13 protein-coding genes are annotated in these 19,420 nt (G+C 70.7%); 7 read left to right on the top strand and 6 right to left on the bottom strand.

Annotated features, from left to right (window positions below; translation table 11 throughout):
- Positions 1 to 54 precede the first annotated feature (54 nt).
- Positions 55 to 612 carry an RBBP9/YdeN family alpha/beta hydrolase gene (locus ACFYTQ_RS02690; RefSeq protein ID WP_387356508.1) on the top strand — a complete coding sequence of 186 codons (558 nt, stop codon included), beginning with the start codon at positions 55 to 57 and terminating at the stop codon, positions 610 to 612.
- A 196-nt stretch (positions 613 to 808) separates the two neighbouring features.
- Here ACFYTQ_RS02690 and ACFYTQ_RS02685 read toward each other — a convergent pair whose 3' ends face one another.
- On the bottom strand, positions 809 to 3,490 hold the full coding sequence (locus ACFYTQ_RS02685; protein WP_387356506.1) for a GNAT family N-acetyltransferase: 2,682 nt from the start codon (positions 3,488 to 3,490) through the stop codon (positions 809 to 811).
- Positions 3,483 to 4,703: an acetoin utilization protein AcuC gene (locus ACFYTQ_RS02680; protein ID WP_387356504.1), complete on the bottom strand. Its 1,221-nt coding sequence runs from the start codon at positions 4,701 to 4,703 to the stop codon at positions 3,483 to 3,485. Before ACFYTQ_RS02680 ends, ACFYTQ_RS02685 begins: the two co-directional genes overlap by 8 nt.
- 216 nt (positions 4,704 to 4,919) lie before the next feature.
- On the opposite strand from ACFYTQ_RS02680, the gene ACFYTQ_RS02675 reads away from it, so the two are divergent.
- Together ACFYTQ_RS02675 and galE are read left to right on the top strand one after the other, a co-directional pair.
- The gene (locus ACFYTQ_RS02675) at positions 4,920 to 5,606 is read left to right on the top strand and encodes an iron dependent repressor, metal binding and dimerization domain protein (RefSeq protein WP_387356502.1); all 687 of its coding nucleotides are present in this window, start codon (positions 4,920 to 4,922) and stop codon (positions 5,604 to 5,606) included.
- Between the two features lie 3 nt (positions 5,607 to 5,609).
- Positions 5,610 to 6,590, top strand: coding sequence for a UDP-glucose 4-epimerase GalE (galE, locus tag ACFYTQ_RS02670; protein WP_387356500.1), 981 nt, complete (start codon positions 5,610 to 5,612; stop codon positions 6,588 to 6,590).
- A 6-nt stretch (positions 6,591 to 6,596) separates the two neighbouring features.
- On the opposite strand, the gene ACFYTQ_RS02665 is transcribed toward galE, so the two are convergent.
- The 3 genes from ACFYTQ_RS02665 to ACFYTQ_RS02655 all read right to left on the bottom strand — a co-directional run bounded on the left by ACFYTQ_RS02665 (position 6,597) and on the right by ACFYTQ_RS02655 (position 9,631).
- A complete protein-coding gene (locus ACFYTQ_RS02665; protein WP_387356498.1) occupies positions 6,597 to 7,847 on the bottom strand; it encodes a DUF4192 domain-containing protein in 1,251 nt (416 codons plus the stop codon).
- 155 nt (positions 7,848 to 8,002) lie between these two features.
- The gene (locus ACFYTQ_RS02660; RefSeq protein WP_387356496.1) at positions 8,003 to 8,935 is read right to left on the bottom strand and encodes an aldo/keto reductase; all 933 of its coding nucleotides are present in this window, start codon (positions 8,933 to 8,935) and stop codon (positions 8,003 to 8,005) included.
- Positions 8,936 to 8,956: 21 nt separating this feature from the next.
- Positions 8,957 to 9,631, bottom strand: a complete 675-nt coding sequence (locus tag ACFYTQ_RS02655; RefSeq protein ID WP_387356495.1) for a DUF5642 family protein — start codon at positions 9,629 to 9,631, stop codon at positions 8,957 to 8,959.
- Positions 9,632 to 9,819: 188 nt separating this feature from the next.
- Between ACFYTQ_RS02655 and ACFYTQ_RS02650 the strand changes: the two genes are divergently transcribed.
- The 4 genes from ACFYTQ_RS02650 to speD all read left to right on the top strand — a co-directional run bounded on the left by ACFYTQ_RS02650 (position 9,820) and on the right by speD (position 15,813).
- Positions 9,820 to 10,761: a proteasome assembly chaperone family protein gene (locus tag ACFYTQ_RS02650; RefSeq protein ID WP_387356493.1), complete on the top strand. Its 942-nt coding sequence runs from the start codon at positions 9,820 to 9,822 to the stop codon at positions 10,759 to 10,761.
- Between the two features lie 37 nt (positions 10,762 to 10,798).
- A complete protein-coding gene (locus tag ACFYTQ_RS02645; protein WP_387356492.1) occupies positions 10,799 to 13,306 on the top strand; it encodes a DEAD/DEAH box helicase in 2,508 nt (835 codons plus the stop codon).
- 167 nt (positions 13,307 to 13,473) lie between these two features.
- Positions 13,474 to 14,586, top strand: a complete 1,113-nt coding sequence (locus ACFYTQ_RS02640) for a type III PLP-dependent enzyme (protein WP_387356490.1) — start codon at positions 13,474 to 13,476, stop codon at positions 14,584 to 14,586.
- Positions 14,587 to 14,595: 9 nt separating this feature from the next.
- On the top strand, positions 14,596 to 15,813 hold the full coding sequence (gene speD / locus ACFYTQ_RS02635; RefSeq protein WP_387356488.1) for an adenosylmethionine decarboxylase: 1,218 nt from the start codon (positions 14,596 to 14,598) through the stop codon (positions 15,811 to 15,813).
- A gap of 54 nt (positions 15,814 to 15,867) precedes the next feature.
- Here speD and ACFYTQ_RS02630 read toward each other — a convergent pair whose 3' ends face one another.
- A complete protein-coding gene (locus ACFYTQ_RS02630; RefSeq protein WP_387356486.1) occupies positions 15,868 to 19,341 on the bottom strand; it encodes an indolepyruvate ferredoxin oxidoreductase family protein in 3,474 nt (1,157 codons plus the stop codon).
- Between the last annotated feature and the right edge of the window lie 79 nt (positions 19,342 to 19,420).

Raw genomic sequence — 19,420 nt, 5'->3', positions numbered from 1 at the left:
AGCGCCACGATCGCCCCGGAATAGCCATCGCGGGTCGGCCGGTTCGGTCGGGACGTGCGTATCTTCATCGTTCACGGCTATTCGGCCTCCCCGTCGTCGCATTGGTTCCCCTGGCTCGCCGACCGGCTCACGGCGGCGGGCCACCGCACATCCATCGTGGAACTCCCCACGCCCACCGCGCCGATCCGGTCGGAATGGGAACACAGCCTCGCCACCGCCGTCGGTGCCGTCGACGCCGACACCGTCCTGGTGACCCACAGCCTCGGCACCATCACCGCGCTGCGCGTCCTCGCCGCCCTCCCCGACCCCTGGGAACTGGGCGGCCTCCTCGCCGTCTCCGGTTTCCTGGACCCCCTGCCCGCCCTGCCCGAGTTGGACGACTACCTCGCCGACCGCCCCGAGATCGCCCCGCTCGCCCCGAGGATCACCACCCGCGTCATGATCCACTCCGACAACGACGCGATCGTCCCACCCGCCGCGTCCCGAGCCGTCGCCGCCGCCCTCGACGCCGACACCATCGTGATCCCCAGCGGCGGACACTTCCTCGCGGACGAGGGTTTCACCGCCCTACCGGAGGCACTGGCCGCCGTCGAGCGGATCGGGTCACGCTGACCCGAATCGGTCCGCCCGTCCGCCCACCTCGCAACGTCCGATCGCGGCCGGCAAAGGCAACGACCGCGAGCACACGTCAATTCATCGAGCACCCTTGCGGCAGCGACCGAGGCCAGCGGGGACGACGACCACGAGTCCGGTGTGAGCACGCGCCGTTTACCCGGCGACGACCGCGAGGGCGCGTCAGGAGGCGAGGTCAGGCCAGGCGGCGGGGGCCGACGTCGAAGCGGCTGGGCTCGGGGCCTATTCGCACGCGGGCGTAGAGGATGGCGGCGCCCTGTGGGGAGGCGAGGATCGGTTCGAGGGCCAGTTCCCGGACCTCGGGGAGGTCGTCGCAGAGGGCCGAAATCCGTTGCGCCAGTTGGGCCAGCGCGTGTTTGTCGACCGGTTCGCCCACCGTCCGTCCGGGCACACCGGTTCGGCCGTCGAGAAGAGGGGCCGCGCGCGGGGCCTCGATCAGTGCCGCCGCCTCGGCCTCTGTCAACGGCAGGGCTCGGTAGACGCGGTCGCCGAGGAGGTCGATGATCGTGCCGGACAGTCCGAAGGCGATGACCGAGCCGAAGGACGGGTCGTCCTGGACCCGCAGGACACAGCCCAGGCCCTTGGTGGCCATCCGCTGGATGTGCACGACCTCGTTGCCGGACAGTTCGGCCAGATCGTCGTAGGCGCGGCGCACGGCCGAGGGACGCCACAGGTCGAGACGGACACCGGACAGGTCGGGGCGGATCCGCCACAGTTCGCCGGTTGCCTTGGCCGCCACCGGGTAGCCGAGTTCCTCGGCGGCGGCCTCCGCCGCGTCCGCGTCGCGCACCTCGCGGAACTCGACCACGTGCACGCCATAACAGGCGAGCAGCCGCACCGCGTCGAGGTCGTCGAGCCAGTCCCCCTCGGGTGCACGAGACATCCACTCCCCCACCAGTTCTCGCGCCCGCTCGATGTCGAGATCGGCGGGGCGGACGACGGTGGAGATCGGCCGGGTCCGCCAATCCGCGTAACGGCGCACCCGGCCCAGGGCGCGCGCCGCGCGCTCGGGTTCGGGAAACGACGGGATCGAACCGCGCTCGACGATTCCGCCGCCGCCGCGCACCGCGAGCAGATTCGGGATGCCGTGCTCGGCGACGAAGGTGGTCAGCACCGGTTTCGAGCCGCCCTCGGCGCCGGAGCGGATCGCCTCGGCGAAGGCCGCGATCGATACCGGAACCGGCGGCGCGAAGATCACGATCAGCGCGTCGATCTCCGGATCGCGCGCGGCCGCGGCCACGGCGGTCAGATAGTCGGCCGGGTCGGCCTGCGGACCCAGATCGGTCGGTTCGCCGACGGTGAGCCCCTCGCCGCGGGCCGCGTCCACGGCCAGCCATTCCAGGGCCGCGCTGTTGCCGATCACCGCGAGCCGCGGCCCGGCCGGAAGTGGTTGATACGCCAGCAGCATCGCGCAGTCGAACATCTCCGCGATCGTGTCCACCTGCACGATGCCCGCCTGCGCGAACAGGTCTCGCCCGAGGGAGCGCTCCAGCGGGCTGAGCGGCGTCGCGTTGCGGCCGTTGCTCACCACGACGACCGGTTTGGTGCGTGCCACCCGCCGCGCGATCCGGGAGAACTTGCGCGGGTTGCCAAACGTCTCCAGATACAGCAGCACCACATCGGTGTCCGGGTCGGTGTCCCAGTACTGGAGCAGATCGTTGCCGGACACGTCGGCGCGGTTACCGGCCGAGACGAAGGTCGACAGACCCAACCGGCGCGCGGCCGCCTCGCCGAGGATCGCCGCCCCCAAAGGCCCGGACTGACAGAAGAATCCGACCCGGCCGCGGCCGGGCAGCACCGAGGCGAGGGTCGCGTTGAGCGATACGGCGGGATCGGTATTGGCGATACCGAGCGCGCTCGGCCCGACCACCCGCATCCCGTGCCCGCGCGCGGCGTCGACGAGATCGCGTTCGGCCGCGTACCCGGCCGGGCCGGTCTCGGAGAATCCGGCGGTCAACACCAGCAAACCCTTGACGCCCTTGGCCATACAGTCGTCGAGCACCGATTTGATCTCGGTGGACGGCACCGCCACCACCGCCAGGTCCACCTCACCGGGGATATCGCGGACGGTCGGGTAGGAGGGCACGCCGCGCACCGCCGAGCGATTCGGGTTCACCGGATAGATCGGGCCCTGGAACACCGCGCCCAGCAGATTCGCCAGCACCGCGCCGCCGACCCGGCCGGCGGACGGGGTCGCGCCGATCACCGCCACCGAACGTGGACCGAGCAGATTGCCCACGCTGCGCGCCTCCGACGCCCGCTCCCGCGAATCCCGAACGGTCAGCAGGGCTTCGGTGGGGTCGATGGCGAACTCGAGATGCAGCACCGAACCGTCGCGGCTGCGCCGCACCTGATATCCGGCGTCGCGGAACACCGTCACCATCGTTTTGTTCTCCGCGAGGACCTCCGCGACGAAGGTGTCGATTCCGTTCTCGGCCGCGGCGCCCGCCAGATGTTCCAGCAGGATCGAGCCGAGGCCGCGGCCCTGATGCCCGTCGGCCACCACGAACGCGACCTCGGCGGCGCGGGCGCCCGCGCGGTCGGGGAGCAACTCGTAGCGGCCGACCGCGATGATCGCCCCGCCCAGTTCCACCACCAGGCCCACGCGGTCGTGATAGTCGACGTGGGTGGTGCGGAACAGATCCTTGGGCGTCATCTTCGGATACGGCCCGAAATAGCGCAGATAGCGGGTGCGGTCGGACAGGCCCGCGTGGAAGCGTTGCAGATCCTCGGCGTCGGCGGGGGTGATCGGTCGCAGCCGCACCACGCCGCCGTCGGAGGCGAGCACGTCGGCGAACCAATGTTGCGGCGGCGGAGGCGGATCCGCCGGGGTGGCGGCATCGGACAGTTCAGTCACGAGGGTCCTCCGGATCCAGGCCGAGCAGCCCGAAAGACGCTCGGCGCGTGGCCAATACGGACATGTCGACGGCGCGCTGGGCGCGATCGAGGCGCGCGTCGCCGGTCTCGGCGGTGCCGCCGGGACCGTCCCAGCGCGCGAAGGCGGTGTCGGCGCCGTCGCTCATGGTGGCTGGCGGTTCGACCAGGGGCTGATACGCGCGGACCAGGTCGGCCCACTCCCCGGGAATCGGTGTCGCCGGGTCGATGTCGCGGTCCAGGGCCGTCGCCAGCAGATGCGTCCACGCGCGGGGCACCACCCGGATCAGTCCGTACCCGCCGCCGCCCACCGCGAGCCAGCGGCCCTCCGCGTAGCGGTCGGCGAGTTCGCGCATCGCGATGTAGGACGCCCGCTGCCCGTCCACGCTCAGTTCCAGATCGGCCAGCGGGTCCTCGCGATGCGTGTCGGCCCCGCACTGACTGATCAACAGCTGCGGCCGGAAGGCCGCCAGCGCGCCGGGCACCACGGCGTGAAAACCCCTGAGCCACTGTGGATCTCGCGTGCCGGGCAGGACCGGCAGATTGATCGCGGTGCCTTCGCCCGGACCCGCGCCGGTCTCCTCGGGCCAGCCGGTGTTGGGCCACAGCGTCGCCGGATGCTGATGCACCGACACCGTGAGCACCCGGGGGTCGCCGTAGAACGCCCGCTGCACGCCGTCGCCGTGGTGCACGTCGACGTCGACGTAGGCGATGCGGTCGAAGCCGTGGTCGAGCAGCCACGAGATGGCCACGGCCACATCGTTGTAGACGCAGAAGCCCGAGGCCGCGTCGGCCATGGCGTGATGCATGCCACCGCCGATGCTGACCGCCCGGCGCGCCCGGCCCGCCGCGAGTTCCCGCGCCGCGGCCAGCGTGCCGCCGACGATCACCGACGCCGCCTCGTGCATGTGCGGGAACACCGGATTGTCGTCGGTGCCCAGCCCGTGCGCGGCCGCCGCGCCGGGCGGCAGCGAGGTCGCGTGCCGGACCGCGTCCAGGTAGGCCGGGGTGTGCACGCGCAGCAGATCCGCCTCACCCGCGGGATCGGGGCGCACCGTCTCGATCCCGTCGAGCAATCCGAGGGCGCGGGCCAGTTCGATGGTGAACCGCAGCCGCGCCGGTTTCATCGGATGCTGTGGCGTCCAGGCGTACTCGAGGAACCGGTCCGTCCACACCACCGCGGCGTCGCTAGCCATGGATCTCACGCTAGTGCACGCGAACACGGGGAAGCACGGAGCGGTTTTTGTCGTTGAGATGCAGTACAAATGCAGCTGATGCGGCGCGCCGACCCGGGGCGCGCCTCCAGGGCACGCGCGTCGAGTCCTCGAGGTTTCCGCAGGACGAGCCACATATGCCGACGCCGGAGTTACGGCCGCGCATGGGTAGAATTCGTGCCGACGAAGGGGTAACAGGTGAAGGATCTGGTCGACACCACGGAGATGTATCTCCGGACCATCTACGACCTCGAGGAGGAGGGCGTCGTTCCGCTGCGCGCGCGGATCGCCGAACGCCTCGAGCAGAGCGGCCCGACCGTGAGCCAGACGGTCGCCCGGATGGAGCGCGACGGTCTGCTGACCGTCGCGGGTGACCGGCATCTCGAGTTGACCGAGAAGGGCCGTGCCATGGCCGTCGCCGTGATGCGCAAGCATCGGCTCGCCGAGCGGTTGCTCGTCGACGTGATCGGCCTGGACTGGCAGAACGTGCACGCCGAGGCGTGCCGCTGGGAACACGTGATGAGCGAGGACGTCGAGCGCCGCCTCGTCGAGGTGCTCAACAACCCCACCACCTCCCCCTACGGCAATCCCATTCCCGGACTGGACGAACTGGGCGTGATCGCGCCCGGCAGCGCCGACGAGCGCCTGGCCCGGCTGTCGGATCTGCCCGCCGGACAGGTGTCGGCGGTCGTGGTGCGGCGGCTGTCGGAGCACATCCAGAGCGATCCGGAGATCATCGGTCAGCTGCGCGAGGCGGGCGTGGTCCCCGACGCCCGCGTGACCGTGGAGACCCGGCCGGGGGTGGTCGTCATCTCCGTGCCCGGCCACGAGGGCTTCGAACTGTCCGACGAGATGGCACACGCCGTGCACGTGAAGTTGGTCTGAGCCGTGAAACTTCTGGTGACGGGTGGTTCCGGATACGTCGGCGGCGTCTGCGCGCAGGTGCTGCTCGAGGAGGGCCACGAGGTGGTCGTGGTCGACGATCTGTCGACCGGCAACGCCGACGGCACGCCCAGCGGCGCGAAGTTCGTCGAGGGCGATATCGCGACCGTCGGGGTGGAACTCGTCGAGTCCGAATCCTTCGACGGCGTCCTGCACTTCGCGGCGCAGTCGTTGGTCGGGGAATCGGTGCAGCAACCGGAGAAGTACTGGTACGGCAATGTGGTAAAGACCCTGGCGCTGCTGGAGGCCATCCGCCGCACCGGAACTCCGCGGCTGGTGTTCTCCTCGACCGCGGCGGTGTACGGCGAGCCCGAGCGGGTGCCGATCACCGAGGACGCGCCGACGCGCCCGACCAATCCCTACGGTGCGTCGAAACTCGCCATAGATCACGCCATCACCTCCTATTCGATCGCGCACGGGCTGGCGGCGACCAGCCTGCGCTACTTCAATGTCGCGGGCGCCTACGGCGGCCTCGGCGAGAACCGGGTCGTGGAGACGCATCTCATTCCGCTGGTGTTGCAAACCGCGCTGGGACACCGGGATTCGATCTCGGTGTTCGGCACCGACTACTCGACCCCGGACGGCAGCGCGGTCCGCGACTACATCCACATCCGGGATCTGGCCGACGCGCATCTGCTGGCGTTGGCGCAGTCCCGGCCGGGCGAGCACCGGATCTTCAATCTGGGCAGCGGCACGGGTTTCTCGGTGCGCGAGGTGATCTCTGCGTGCGAGCGGGTGACCGGCCGCACCATCGCGGCGGTCGACGCACCGCGCCGCGCGGGCGATCCGGCGGTGCTGGTCGCCTCGAGCGAACGGGCCGTCGCCGAGCTGGGCTGGCGGCCACGTCACAACGATCTCGACGAGATCGTCTCGGACGCTTGGGATTTCCTGCGGTCGCTCGGCGATCGGGCGCACAGCGCCCGCTGAGCGCGCTCATCGGCCCGGCTCGTTCGGGTCGAAGCCCAGATCGACGCCGAGCGCCGCGGCCTTGTCGCGGCCGCTGCGGGCCAGTTTGCGCACCTCCTGGGGTGGCATGCCGGTGCGCAGGGCCGTCTCGAGCAGGGTCGCGATGCCGTGCTCGGCGTCGGCCTCCAGCGCGGCGGCCAGGGCGACCCCGGCGAGCGGGCCGTCGCCGCGCAGGTAGGCGGTGAAGCCGAGCAGGGTGGCGGCCTCCGCGCGGTCGAATCCGGTGACGGCACGGCACAATTGGGTCCACGCGGCCTCGGCGGCCGCGGCGTGCGGGCCGACCGCGAGCGCGAACTGGGCGTCGCGCACCGTCGGATCCCGCAGGGCCACCGCGAGATCCGCGAGTTCGCGCGGCTCGAGCCGGTCGCCGGAGTCGACCGTGGCGACCAGCCACAGCACCATCTCGAGGGCGGCGCGGCTGTAGCTGCCGGGCTCGGCCCGGCACACCGCCCGTTCGTAGCGGACGCGCGCGTCCTCGGCGGCGGCGTCGAGATGCGCGGCCGCCGCGGCCGCGGCCGCCGGATCGGGCGCGACCACCGCGGCCAGTTCGGCGCGCGAGGTGCGGATGGGCCGCCCGTCGAGCACGTGCGCGAGCGCCACCGGTGACGCGGCCGGATCCGTCTGCGTGCCAACCGATTCCGGGTCGAGCAGGCTCCACCACGGCGCGTCGGGGGCGATCTCGGCGACCGCGCACGCCTCGGCGATCAGCACGTCCTCCGCCGCCAGCGCGCCCGCCAGCACCCGCAGCAGCTCCCGGTGACGGGCGGACCGCCGCCCGGCCCGTCCGGATCGGGGCGGACCCGCCCGATCGTCCACGATCAGCACGAGTACCGCGAGGGTCTGTTCCTGCACGCAGATCGCGGCCAGCTGCCCGGCCAGCCGCGCCCACGCGCCGCACCCGGAGACGTCCAGGTCGTGGCGGGCCACCGTACCCAGCCGCACCGACCCCGACTCGCCGGGAGCCTCCCCCAGCATGCACACCACCAGTGAGCGCTGCGGCACGAAACCGAGCAGCGCCGGGACGGCGGCGACGAACTCCGCCGGATCGTCCACGCGCAGGACGGGATTCGGCCACATCGGCTCGTCGGCGGGGTGGTCGGGGCCCGCGCCGCGGGGTAAGGCGGATCGCTCCCGGCAGCGTGGGGAGCGGCAGACGCGGGCGCGGGGCGCCTCGACGGAGCGGTTGTCGTCGGGCATCGGTTCGGTCGGTGTCGTCATGCCAACCAGCTTGCGCGCCCGGCACTCTCGCCCGAGCCCGCCGACCTGGGCTTTCGGGTCGCCTGGGGATGTCTTTTCCGGTTGTGGACAAGGCGGGTCCGCGCGGGCGCGTACCGCGAGATGTGTCGGACCCGGCTGCTAGGGTGTCGCCGCCGCTACTGCGACGCGGCGGTCAGCGAGGCCGATTCGGCGTCGCTCAACCGCAATTCGCCCACCGCCAGCAGGTCGGTCAACTGCTCGACCGTGCGCGCGCTCGCGATCGGCGCGGCGACGGTGGGTTGCGCCGCGAGCCAGGCCAGCGCGACGGTCGCCACCGCGACGCCGTGGGCGGCGGCGACCGCGTCCAGCGCGTTCAGTACGCGCAGCCCGCGCTCGTCCAGATAGGCCGCCGCACCCCGCGCGCGGGGGCTGTCGACCTCCGCGCCCGGACGGTACTTGCCGGTCAGAAAGCCTTTGGCCAGTGCGTAATACGGCACGGTGGCCAGATTCTCGGCCTCGGCCAGCGGGAGCACGTCGCGTTCGAAGTCCGCGCGTTCGACGAGGTTGTAGTGCGGTTGCACGGCCACGTAGCGGGCCAGGCCCTCGCGGTCGGCGACGGCCAGCGACGCGCGGATGCGGTCCGGGGACAGGTTGGAGGCGGCGACGTAGCGCACCTTGCCCGCCCGCACCAGCTCGTCGTAGGCGGCGACCGTCTCCTCCACCGGCGTGGCCGGATCGTCGTAGTGCGCGTAGTAGAGATCGATGTGGTCGACGCCCAGCCGCCGCAGCGACGCCTCGGCCGCGCCATGGATCGCCTTGGCGGACAGGCCCTCGTTGGGTGGGAGGCGGCTGCCCTTGGTGGCGATCACCACGCGGTCGCGGACCCCCCGCGCGGCCAGCCATTCGCCGATGATGGTCTCCGATTCGCCGCCGCTGTTGCCCGGTACCCACGCGGAGTACACGTCGGCGGTGTCGACGAAGTTGCCGCCGCCCGCGAGGTAGGCGTCGAGTACCTCGAACGACTGCGCGCGGTCGGCGGTCCAGCCGAAGACGTTGCCGCCCAGGCAGAGGGGGAAGACGTCCAGATCCGTTGTCCCGAGTTTCGCCATGTTCCCGAACCTACCCCCGGTTCAGCCGTTCCGAACGTCGGCGACGGCGGCGGTGAACAGCCGGTCCAAGCTCGCCGTGTCGGGCGGGCCGTCGTCGTAGCTGAGATAGGTGACCGCCACGCGCACATCGCCCACCTGGCCCAGCAGCGTCCGCATGGTCCGGGTCAGGCCGGGTCCGCTCACCTGTCCGGCCACCGTGCGGTCCAGCGCCAAAGTGTCGTCGGCGTCGGCGGAGGGTGCCGAAACGATCTGTGTCACAACCATATTCGTGAGCGAACCGCGGGTGGCGCGGACCGCGCCGCAGCGTTCGAGCCGGGCTCGCAGCTCGGCCAGCGCGTCGTCGGAGCGGGTGAGCTGGACGGTGAGCGTGGAACGGGTCGTGTCGTCGGTGCCCACCTCGATCGCGCCCCGATCCGGCGCGAAGGACGGCACGGGTTCGGCGCAGTCGGCGGGTTCGACCCGCGCGCCGTCGGCGACGCCGCTGAGATCCGCGGCCGCGCGGGCGGCCCGCTCGGCGGACAGCACCACGGGAACGTACCGCGCCGGAAACTGCTCCCGCCCCGGCAGCAACCGGGTGAGCGACCCCTCGATGTGCCCGCCGCGCGCGGCGCGCGGATGTCCGGACACGGTCGCGCCGCACGCCGCCAGCACCCCGGCCAGCGCCGCGCATCCGAGGGCACGGCCGAGCGCGATCACGGACCCACTATGGCCGAAACCGCAGGACACCCCGGGCAGGCACGCCGCGACGGGCGTGCGGGAATGCCGATGGGACAGGTGTTGTTGTCCGGGAGCGGTCCACCGCCCCGGCTCGGCCTCCGAAACGAATGCGAGACAATGGAGGTGGTCGGCGCGTCGGGACGGGCCACCGCAGGAAGGAGTACGCGATGGACTACGAGTCGCGAATGTACGAGCTGGAGTTCCCCGCTCCCCAGCTGTCGTCCGCCGACGGGGCGGGTCCGGTGCTGGTGCACGGGCTGGAGGGGTTCACCGACGCCGGCCACGCGGTCCGACTGGCGACGACCCATCTGCGCGAGAGCCTCGAATCGGAGCTGGTCGCCTCGTTCGACGTGGACGAGTTGCTCGACTACCGCTCGCGGCGGCCGCTGATGACGTTCAAGACCGATCACTTCGCCGACTACGCCGACCCCGAGCTGAATCTGTGGGCGCTCAAGGACACCACGGGCACCCCGTTCCTGCTGCTTGCGGGGCTGGAACCGGATCTGCGCTGGGAGAAGTTCGTGACCGCGGTGCGGTTGCTGGCCGAACAGCTGGGCGTGCGCCGGACCATCGGCCTGAGCGCGATCCCGATGGCGATCCCGCACACCCGCCCGCTCGGCGTCACCGCGCACGCCAGCGACCGCGACCTGATCGGCGACCACCAGCGCTGGCCCGGCGAGTTGCAGGTCCCCGGCAGCGCCTCGTCGCTGCTGGAGTACCGGCTGGCCCAGCACGGGCACGAGTCCATCGGGTTCTCGGTGCACGTGCCGCACTACCTCGCCCAGACCGCCTATCCCGAGGCGGCCCAGACGCTGCTGGAGAACGTCGCCGACAACGCGGGCCTGCACCTGCCGCTGGCCGCGCTCGGCGAGGCCGCCGCCCGGGTCCGTGAGCAGGTCAACGAGCACATCGCGGGCAACGCCGAGGTCGAGACCGTCGTGCACGCGCTGGAACGTCAGTACGACAGCTTCGTCAGCGCCCAGGAACGCCAGTCCAGCCTGCTCGCGGGCGACGGCGAACTGCCCACCGGCGAGGAACTCGGCGCGGAGTTCGAACGCTTCCTGGCCGAACAGACCGGGTTCGGCGACGACGAGGACGAGCGCCCCTAGACAATTCGCTCGACGGCTGCCGGTAACGTTGAGCGACGTGCAGCTGTCCGAACTGATCCCCGATCGCGCGGTGTCCGACGTCGATCCGGATTGGCTGTACGAGAGTTTCGCCGAGTGGACCCTGAGTCAGGGCCTGACGCTGTATCCGGCGCAGGAAGAGGCCCTGCTCGAACTCATGACCGGATCCAATGTCATTCTGGCGACCCCCACCGGTTCCGGGAAGTCGATGGTCGCGGTCGGCGCGCACTTCGCGGCGCTCAATCGCGGGCAGCGCACCTACTACACCGCGCCCATCAAGGCCCTGGTGAGCGAGAAGTTCTTCGCGCTGTGCGAGGTGTTCGGCGCGGACCGGGTGGGCATGGTCACCGGCGACGCCGCGGTCAATCCCACCGCCCCGATCATCTGCGCGACCGCCGAGATCCTGGCGAATCTGGCGCTGCGCGAGGGCGCGGCCGCGGACGTGGGCCAGGTCGTCATGGACGAGTTCCATTTCTATTCGGACCCCGATCGCGGCTGGGCCTGGCAGGTGCCGCTGCTGGAACTGCCGAGGGCCCAATTCCTGCTCATGTCGGCCACTTTGGGCGAGGTGGACTTCTTCGCGAAGGACCTCGAGCGCCGCACCGGTCGCTCCACCGCGATCGTCACCGGCACCGAACGTCCGGTGCCGCTGCTGTTCTCGTATGTGCGCACGCCGATCACCGAGACGCTCGAGGAGCTGGTCACCACCAACCAATCCCCGGTCTACGTCGTGCATTTCACGCAGGCTGCCGCGCTCGAGCGCGCGCAGGCGCTGACGAGCGTGAACTTCGCGTCCAGGGCCGAGAAGGACGCCATCGCCGAGGCCATCGGTTCGTTCCGGTTCTCCAGCGGATTCGGCAAGACGCTGTCGCGGCTGATCCGGCACGGCATCGGCGTGCATCACGCGGGCATGCTGCCCAAGTACCGCCGCCTGGTGGAGCGGCTGGCCCAGGAGGGTCTGCTCAAGGTCGTCTGCGGCACCGACACGCTCGGCGTCGGCATCAACGTGCCGATCCGCACGGTGCTGCTGACCGGGCTCACCAAATTCGACGGCGTGCGCACCCGCCGCCTCAAGGCCCGCGAGTTCCATCAGATCGCCGGGCGCGCCGGGCGGGCGGGGTACGACACCATGGGCACGGTCGTGGTCGAGGCGCCCGAACACGAGATCGAGAACGCGCGGCTGCTGGCCAAGGCGGGCGACGATCCGAAGAAGCAGCGAAAGGTGCAGCGCCGCAAGCCGCCCGAGGGTTTCGTGTCCTGGTCCGAGGACACCTTCGACCGGCTCGTGGCCGCCCAGCCCGAGGCGATGGTGTCCCGGTTCCGGGTGACGAACTCGTTGCTGCTCAACGTGATCGCGCGGCCCGGCAACTGTTTCGACGCCATGCGGCATCTGCTCGAGGACAATCACGAACCGCGGCCCGCGCAGCGCAAGCACATCCTCGAGGCGATCCGGCTCTACCGCGCGCTGCGCGACGCCGGGGTGGTCCAACAGCTCGACGAGCCCGACGAATTCGGCCGCCGCGCCCGGCTCACCGTCGACCTGCAACGCGACTTCGCCCTCGACCAACCGCTGTCGCCGTTCGCGCTGGCCGCGCTGGAGTTGCTTGACAGCGACGCCCCGACCTACACACTGGATGTGGTGTCGGTCATCGAATCCACGCTGGAGGATCCGCGTCAGCTGCTGCTCGCCCAGCAGCACAAGGCGCGCGGCGCCGCGATCGCCGAGATGAAGGCCGACGGCATCGAATACGACGAGCGCATGGAGCTGCTCGAGGACGTCACCTGGCCCAAACCACTGGCCGAGCTGATCGAACCCGCCTTCGAGACCTACCGCGCGGGCCACCCGTGGGTGTCGGAGTTCAGCCCCGCCCCCAAATCGGTGGTGCGCGAGATGATCGAGCGCTCCATGACTTTCGCCGAACTGATCGGCGAATACGAGCTGGCGCGCTCGGAGGGCCTGGTGCTGCGCTACCTGGCCGACGCCTACCGGGCGCTGCGGCGCACCGTGCCCGAGTCGGCGCGCACCGAGGAACTCGACGACATCACCGAGTGGCTGGGCGAGCTTGTGCGCCAAGTGGATTCGAGCCTGCTCGACGAATGGGAGCAGCTCACCAATCCGGGCGCGGAGACCGACGACGACCAGCTCGCCTTCGGCGCGGAGACGGTCCGCCCGATCACCGCCAACGAACGCGCCTTCCGGGTGCTGGTGCGCAACGCCATGTTCCGGCGGGTCGAACTGGCCGCGCTGGGCCGCTGGGACCGGCTCGCCGAACTCGACGACGGTCCCGACTGGGAGGCCGAGCTCGAACCCTACTTCGCCGAGTACGGCACGCTGGGCACGGGACCGAACGCGCGCGGGCCGCGGCTGTTCCAGATCGAGACCCGGCCGGGGTTCTGGCGGGTGCGCCAGGTGCTCGACGATCCGGCCGGTGACCACGGCTGGTCCATCGACGCGGTGGTCGATCTCGCCGAGTCCGACGCGGCCGGTGACGTGGTGTTCGACGAGGTCACGGTGACGGCGGGATGAACACGTCCCGTCACCTGCCCGTCAGCGCGATGATCTTGCGCCGAAAACCCGCGGCGTGAGCAAGCCGACGTCAATCCGGTTCGTTTTTCCCGGCACCCTGCTGATACTGTCTCGCTCGCTGCCCGCAGCGGGAGGCTGCCCAGAAGAAAGAGAGTTCCCTTAGATTGTTGAGTCCAAACGCGCCCGAGTCGCCCTGTCTCGTCATCGACCTCGCCCGGGTGCGCGACAACTACCGCGCACTGCGCTCCGCCCTACCCACGGCGCGAATCAGGTTCGCGGTCAAGGCCTCTCCGATGCCGGAGATCATCCGGCTGCTCCGCTCCGAGGGCGCGGAATTCGACGTCGCCAGTATCGGCGAGATCGAGCAGTGCCTGAGCCTGGGCGTCGACCCGGCCGCACTCTGCTACGGCAATCCGATCAAGAAGGCGAGCCACATCGCGGCCGCCCACGCCGCGGGCGTGCGCCGCTACGCCTTCGACACCGAGGACGACCTCGAGCGCATCGCCGAATACGCGCCCGGGTCGGAGGTGGAATGCCGATTCCTGGCGTCCGCGCCGCAGTCGCAGACCCCGTTCGGCACGAAGTTCGGCTGCGCGCCCGGTGAGGCGGTGCGGCTGCTGGTGCGGGCGCGCGATCTCGGGCTGACGGTGGCCGGACCGTATTTCCATGTGGGCTCACAGCAATTGGATCCGGACGCGTGGCGGATCGGTCTGGAACAGGCGGGCGCGATCGCGGAAGCGCTGGCGGTCAAGGACATTCCGGTCACCGCCGTGAACATCGGTGGCGGACTTCCGATTTCGTACGCCGATCCCGCGCCCGCGCTGCCGGAGCTGACCGCGGTGATCGCCGCGGCCGCGGCGCGCCATCTCCCGGAGCACACCGATCTGGTGGTGGAACCCGGCCGTGCCCTGGTGGGCAACGCCGGTGTGATCCACGCCGAGGTCGTGAACGTGCGCATCGCGCCGGACGGGCGGCGCTGGATATACCTCGACATCGGCCGCTACAACGGCATGGCCGAGACCGAGAACGAGTACATCGCCTACCGGATCGAAACCCTACGAGACGGTGACCCTGTCGACGAGGCGGTGATTGCCGGTCCGACCTGCGACGGAGACGATGTACTCTACCAACGCACGCGGGTTCTCCTCCCCACCACGCTGCGAGCCGGTGATCCCGTTCGGATCCTCGATACCGGCGCTTATACGGCGAGCTATTCGTCGGTGTCCTTCAATGGTTTCCCGCCTCTGACCGTCCGTGTCATTGGCGCTGAGCGAGAGTGAGTTTGGCCCATGACGGCAGAATTCACCGGTTGGCATGTGCTGGCCGAGTTCGGTGGCGTCGACGCAGCCCTCTGCGACGATCTCGAACGACTCGAAACAGCGCTTCGAAAATCGTTGCTGGGAGCCGGTGTCACCATCTGCGACGTGACGCACAAGAAGTTCGATCCGCAGGGTGTCACCGTGTTGGCGCTGTTGTCGGAGTCGCACGCCTCGATTCACACCTATCCGGAATCGGGCGACATCTTCGTCGACGTGTTCACCTGCGGCAGTATCGGCGCGGGCGCCACCAAGGCGGTGGAACTGCTCCAGGCCGAGCTGTCGCCGGGCAGTGTGCACATGGAGGTCATCCAGCGCGGGCACGCGGCGCGGCGGATCCACGAGCCCGTCGGCGAGGGCCTGACGCGGGTGTGGGATCTACAGGACGTCATCGTGGACACGCGAACCCCGTTCCAGCACATGGTGATCGCGAAGACCGCACAGGGGGTGTCGCTGTTCTCCGACGACGACCGGCAGTCCACCGAGTACTCCCAGCTGACCTATCACGAGGCCATGCTGGTGCCGGGGTACGCGCTGGCCGCCAAGCTGGACAAGGTGCTCATCATCGGGTCCGGTGAGGGCGTGGCGTCGCAGATGTCGGTGGCCGCCGGGGCGTCGCTGGTCGACCACGTCGACATCGATCAGCTCGAGGTGGAGCTGTGCGCGAAGCATCTGCCCTACGGCTACACCGAGGCCGACCTGGCCGAGGCGGTCGCGCAGACCGGGCCGATCAAGATGCACTACGCCGACGGCTGGGATTTCCTGGCGCGCGCCGAGGCGGCGGGCACCCGCTACGACATGATCGTGATCGACCTGCCGGACGAGCGGGTCGAGGACGCCCAGCACAACCGCCTCTACGAGGACGAGTTCCTGCAGCGATGTAAGGCGCTGCTCGCCGAGGGCGGGGTGCTCGCCGCGCAGGCGGGCTGTCAGACCATGTGGCGCAACGAGACCCTGGAACGGTCCTGGGACCGGTTCCACAGCCTGTTCGACACGGTCGTGCCGTATGTCAGCGACGAGCACGAGTGGACGTTCCTGTTCGGCACCTCGGCCGCGCTCGCGGATCCGGTCGCGAAGATGACCGAGACGCTGGCGACGCTGCCGTACCGGGCCGAGACGATCGACGCGCGGGCCCTGATCCGCGGCGCGATCGAGCCGCACGCCCTGCGCGCGGGCGTCGGCGTCGGCTGACTGCGCGGATTCGGCGGCGGGGCGGTCCCATGACGGGGCCGCCCCGCTCGCGTCTCACGGCAGCTCGGGCGGCTGGATGTCCAAGGCGCGCAAGCGGTTCCGATAGTCCTCGATCGAGGCCAGTTTGACGTCCTCGTAGCCGCGCACCACGTCGGCCAGCGCCGCCGCGCGCACCGCGCGGTCGTAGTCGGTGGCCAGAGTGGCGGTCAGGGCGGTGATCATCTCGGTGTAGTGGGCCAGCAGGGCGCGTTCGATCCGGCGCACGCGCGTCGCGCCGAACGGGTCGAACGCGGTGCCGCGCAGGCGCTTTCCCTTGGCGAGCAGTCGCAGCGCGAGATGCGAGCGGGGTCCGAAGCCGATCTTCTTCGTCCGGCCCAGTGCGCGCAGCACGGGTGGATGCAGGCGGTAGGTGAGGTTCGCGCCGCCGGGGATCCGCTCCTCGACCTCCCGCAGGAAGGCCGGATCGACGAGTCTCCTGGCGACCTCGTACTCGTCCTTGTAGGCGGTGAACTTGTACAGCCCGCGCGCCACCTGCTCGCTGAACTCGGTGCGCTCGGTGACCGCGCGCTCGGCCGACCAGACGCGCTGCACGGTAGCCACGTAGTCGCGTGCGAGACGGGCGCTCTGGAAGCCGACGAGTTCGACGGCGCGGGATTCGACGAGGCGGCGCGTCTCCCCGGTGGCGGTCAGGCCCTCGAAAAGGTCGGCGGGAACGGCGATCTCGGCGCGTTCGGGTGCGGGCCGGGCGGTCGCCGCGGCGAATTCGGCGGGCCGGGCCACGGCGGCGCGGCCCCAGCGGAAGGCCGCGATATTGGCGGCGACGGCCACCCCGTTGATCTCGATGGCCTCCTCGATCGCCGCCGCGGGCAGGCGCAGGCCGCCGAGTTGGCAGGCCGCGCCGACCAGCAGGAAGTTCGCGGTGGTGGTGTCGCCGAACAGCGTTTCGGCGGCGGCCAGCGCGTCGAAGGCGCGTACCGTGCGCGAGACCCGTTCCAGCCGCGCGAGCAGGGCGGTCGTCTCCGGGTAGGTCACGGTCTTGTCGTAGACCATCGCGCCGGTCGGGGTGCGGCTGGTGGAGGCGACCGACAGCGTGGCCGCTCTCGATCCGTACGCGAGGTTCTTGGCGTCGGTGGCGGCGAGCAGATCGAAGGCCACGATGCAGTCGGCCGCGGCGGGGGTGAGCCGGTTCGACGGTTCGAGCGCGCCGGGGGCGAAGCGCAGATGCGAGACGACGGGTCCGGCCTTCTGGCTCAGGCCGATCTGGTCGAGGCTCGCCACCTCGTATCCGGCGCGCATGGCGGCGGTGGCGAGCACCTGGTTGACGGTGACGATGCCGGTGCCGCCGATGCCCGCGAGGAAGACGTTCTGGGTGCCGGTCGGCGGCGCGGCGTCGAGTTCGGGCAGCTCGGGCGGCCGCGGCCGGGAACGCTTGCGCGCCTTGGCCTTCGCGGGGTCGGGCAGGTCGACCGTGACGAAGGACGGGCAGTCGCCGTCCAGGCAGCTGTAGTCGGTGTTGCAGGAGGTCTGGTCGATGCGGGTCTTGCGGCCGAAGTCGGTGTCGACCGGCTGCACCGACAGGCAATTGCTCTTGACCCCGCAGTCGCCGCAGCCCTCGCACACCGCCTCGTTGATCAGCACGCGGGTGGTGCGGGCGGGCAGGGTGCCGCGCTTGCGGCGACGGCGGGCGTCGGCGGCGCAGTGCTGGTCGTAGATGAGCACGGTCACGCCGGGGATCTCGCGCAGCAGGCGTTGCGCCTCGTCGAGCCGATCCCGGTGCCACAGCAGGGTTTCCGGGGCGAGGTCGCGCTTGCGGTACTTCGTCGGGTCGTCGGCGCAGACGATGATCTTGCGGACGCCCTCCACGCGCAGTTTGTGGGTCAGCCGCGGCACCGCGAGCGCGCCCTCGGCGTCCTGCGCGCCGGTCATGGCGACCACGTCGTTGTAGAGCAGTTTGTAGGTGATGTTCACCCCGGCGGCGACGCACGCCTGGATCGCGAGTTGCCCGGAGTGGAAATAGGTTCCGTCGCCGATGTTCTGGAACAGGTGCGGCACCTGGGTGAACGGGGCGAGGCCGATCCACTGGGCGCCCTCGCCGCCCATCTGGGTCAGGCCGAGCACCTTGCTGTCGGTGCGGGGCGACATCGTCACCATGGTGTGGCAGCCGATGCCGCCGCCCGCCAGCGAACCCTCCGGTACGGCCGTCGAACGGTTGTGCGGGCAGCCGCTGCAGAAGTAGGCGGCGCGCGTGGTCGGCAGCACCGACAGCGACAAGGGTTGCGGCAGTGGACGTTTCAGGTCGATGCGGCCGTCGAGGGCGCGGCGCAGCGGGGCGGCGATCCGCGCGGCGGTCAGTTCGCCGCCGTGGTCGAACAGCGGCCGCCCCTCGGCGTCGCGCTTGCCGAGGATCAGTGGGGCGTCGGCGGTGCCGTAGAGGATCTCCCGGATCCGCGTCTCTACGAAGGCGGTCTTGTCCTCCACCACGACGAGTCGATCCAATCCGGCGGCGAACCCACGAATACGTTCGGGCGCCAACGGGAACGGCATGCCGATGCGCAGCAGCCGCACACCCGCCCGGTACAGCGCCGCGTCGTCCGCGCCGAGATCGAGCAGGGCCTGGCGCAGGGCGTCGAAGGTCGTTCCGGTCGCGGCCAGGCCGGTGCGCGCGTGCGGCGGATCGATCTCGACGACATCGAGGTGGTTGCGGGTGCTGTACTCCTCGACCAACTTCCAGCGCGGCCCGTACAGGTCCGCCTCGGCGAGCAGGCTGTCGGCGGGAGCCGCCATGGGCCGCTGCCGGTACACGAAAGGCTTACCGTCCCATTCGATTTCGGGTACGACGATCTCGAGGTCGCCCACTGAGCCGTCGACCGACCACGCCCCGTCGGCCACATCGGCGACGATCTTCAGCGCCACCAGACAGCCGGACGCGCGGGACAGCGCCACGCCGTGCAGGCCCATGGTGATGATCTCGCGGGCGTTGCGCGGGAACAGGACCGGGATGTTCATCGCCGCCAGGGAGCGTTCCGACACCGCCGGGACCGTCGAGGACTTCGAGGCCGGATCGTCGCCGACCAGCAGCAGCACGCCGCCGCCCGGATTCGCGCCGTACATGTTGGCGTGGCGCAGCGCGTCGGTGGCGCGGTCCAGGCCCGGACCCTTGCCGTACCAGACGCCCACCACGCCGTCGTGGGTGAGCCGGTTGCCGTCGGGCAGCGAGCCCTGACTGCCCCACACCGCGGTCGCGGCCAGTTCCTCGTTCAGGCCCGGCACGAAGCGAATGTCGTGCTGCGCCAGCACATCCGGCATCCCGCCGAGCATCCGGTCCACCCCGCCGAGGGGTGAGCCCTGATAGCCGGAGACGAAGGTGCCCACGCGGCGGCCCGCGCGCAGATCGCGCACGTGCTGTTCCACCAGCTGGCGGGCGATGGCCTGGACACCGGTCAGGACGACGGTGCCGCCGCCGACGCGATAGCGGTCGGCGAGGTCGTACGGTGCCGGGATCAGGTCGCGATCGGCGAGCTCGGTCATCTGTTCCACCCGTCCGTTCGACGCCGCGGGGGCGTCTCCGTGGTTGTGCATTCGTTGCCGCCATACTGTCCCTGCGGGG

Origin of the sequence: Nocardia sp. NPDC004068 (genome assembly GCF_042874315.1) — a bacterium.
Classification (GTDB): Bacteria; Actinomycetota; Actinomycetes; order Mycobacteriales; family Mycobacteriaceae; genus Nocardia.
This window is presented reverse-complemented; position numbering and strand designations above follow the sequence as displayed.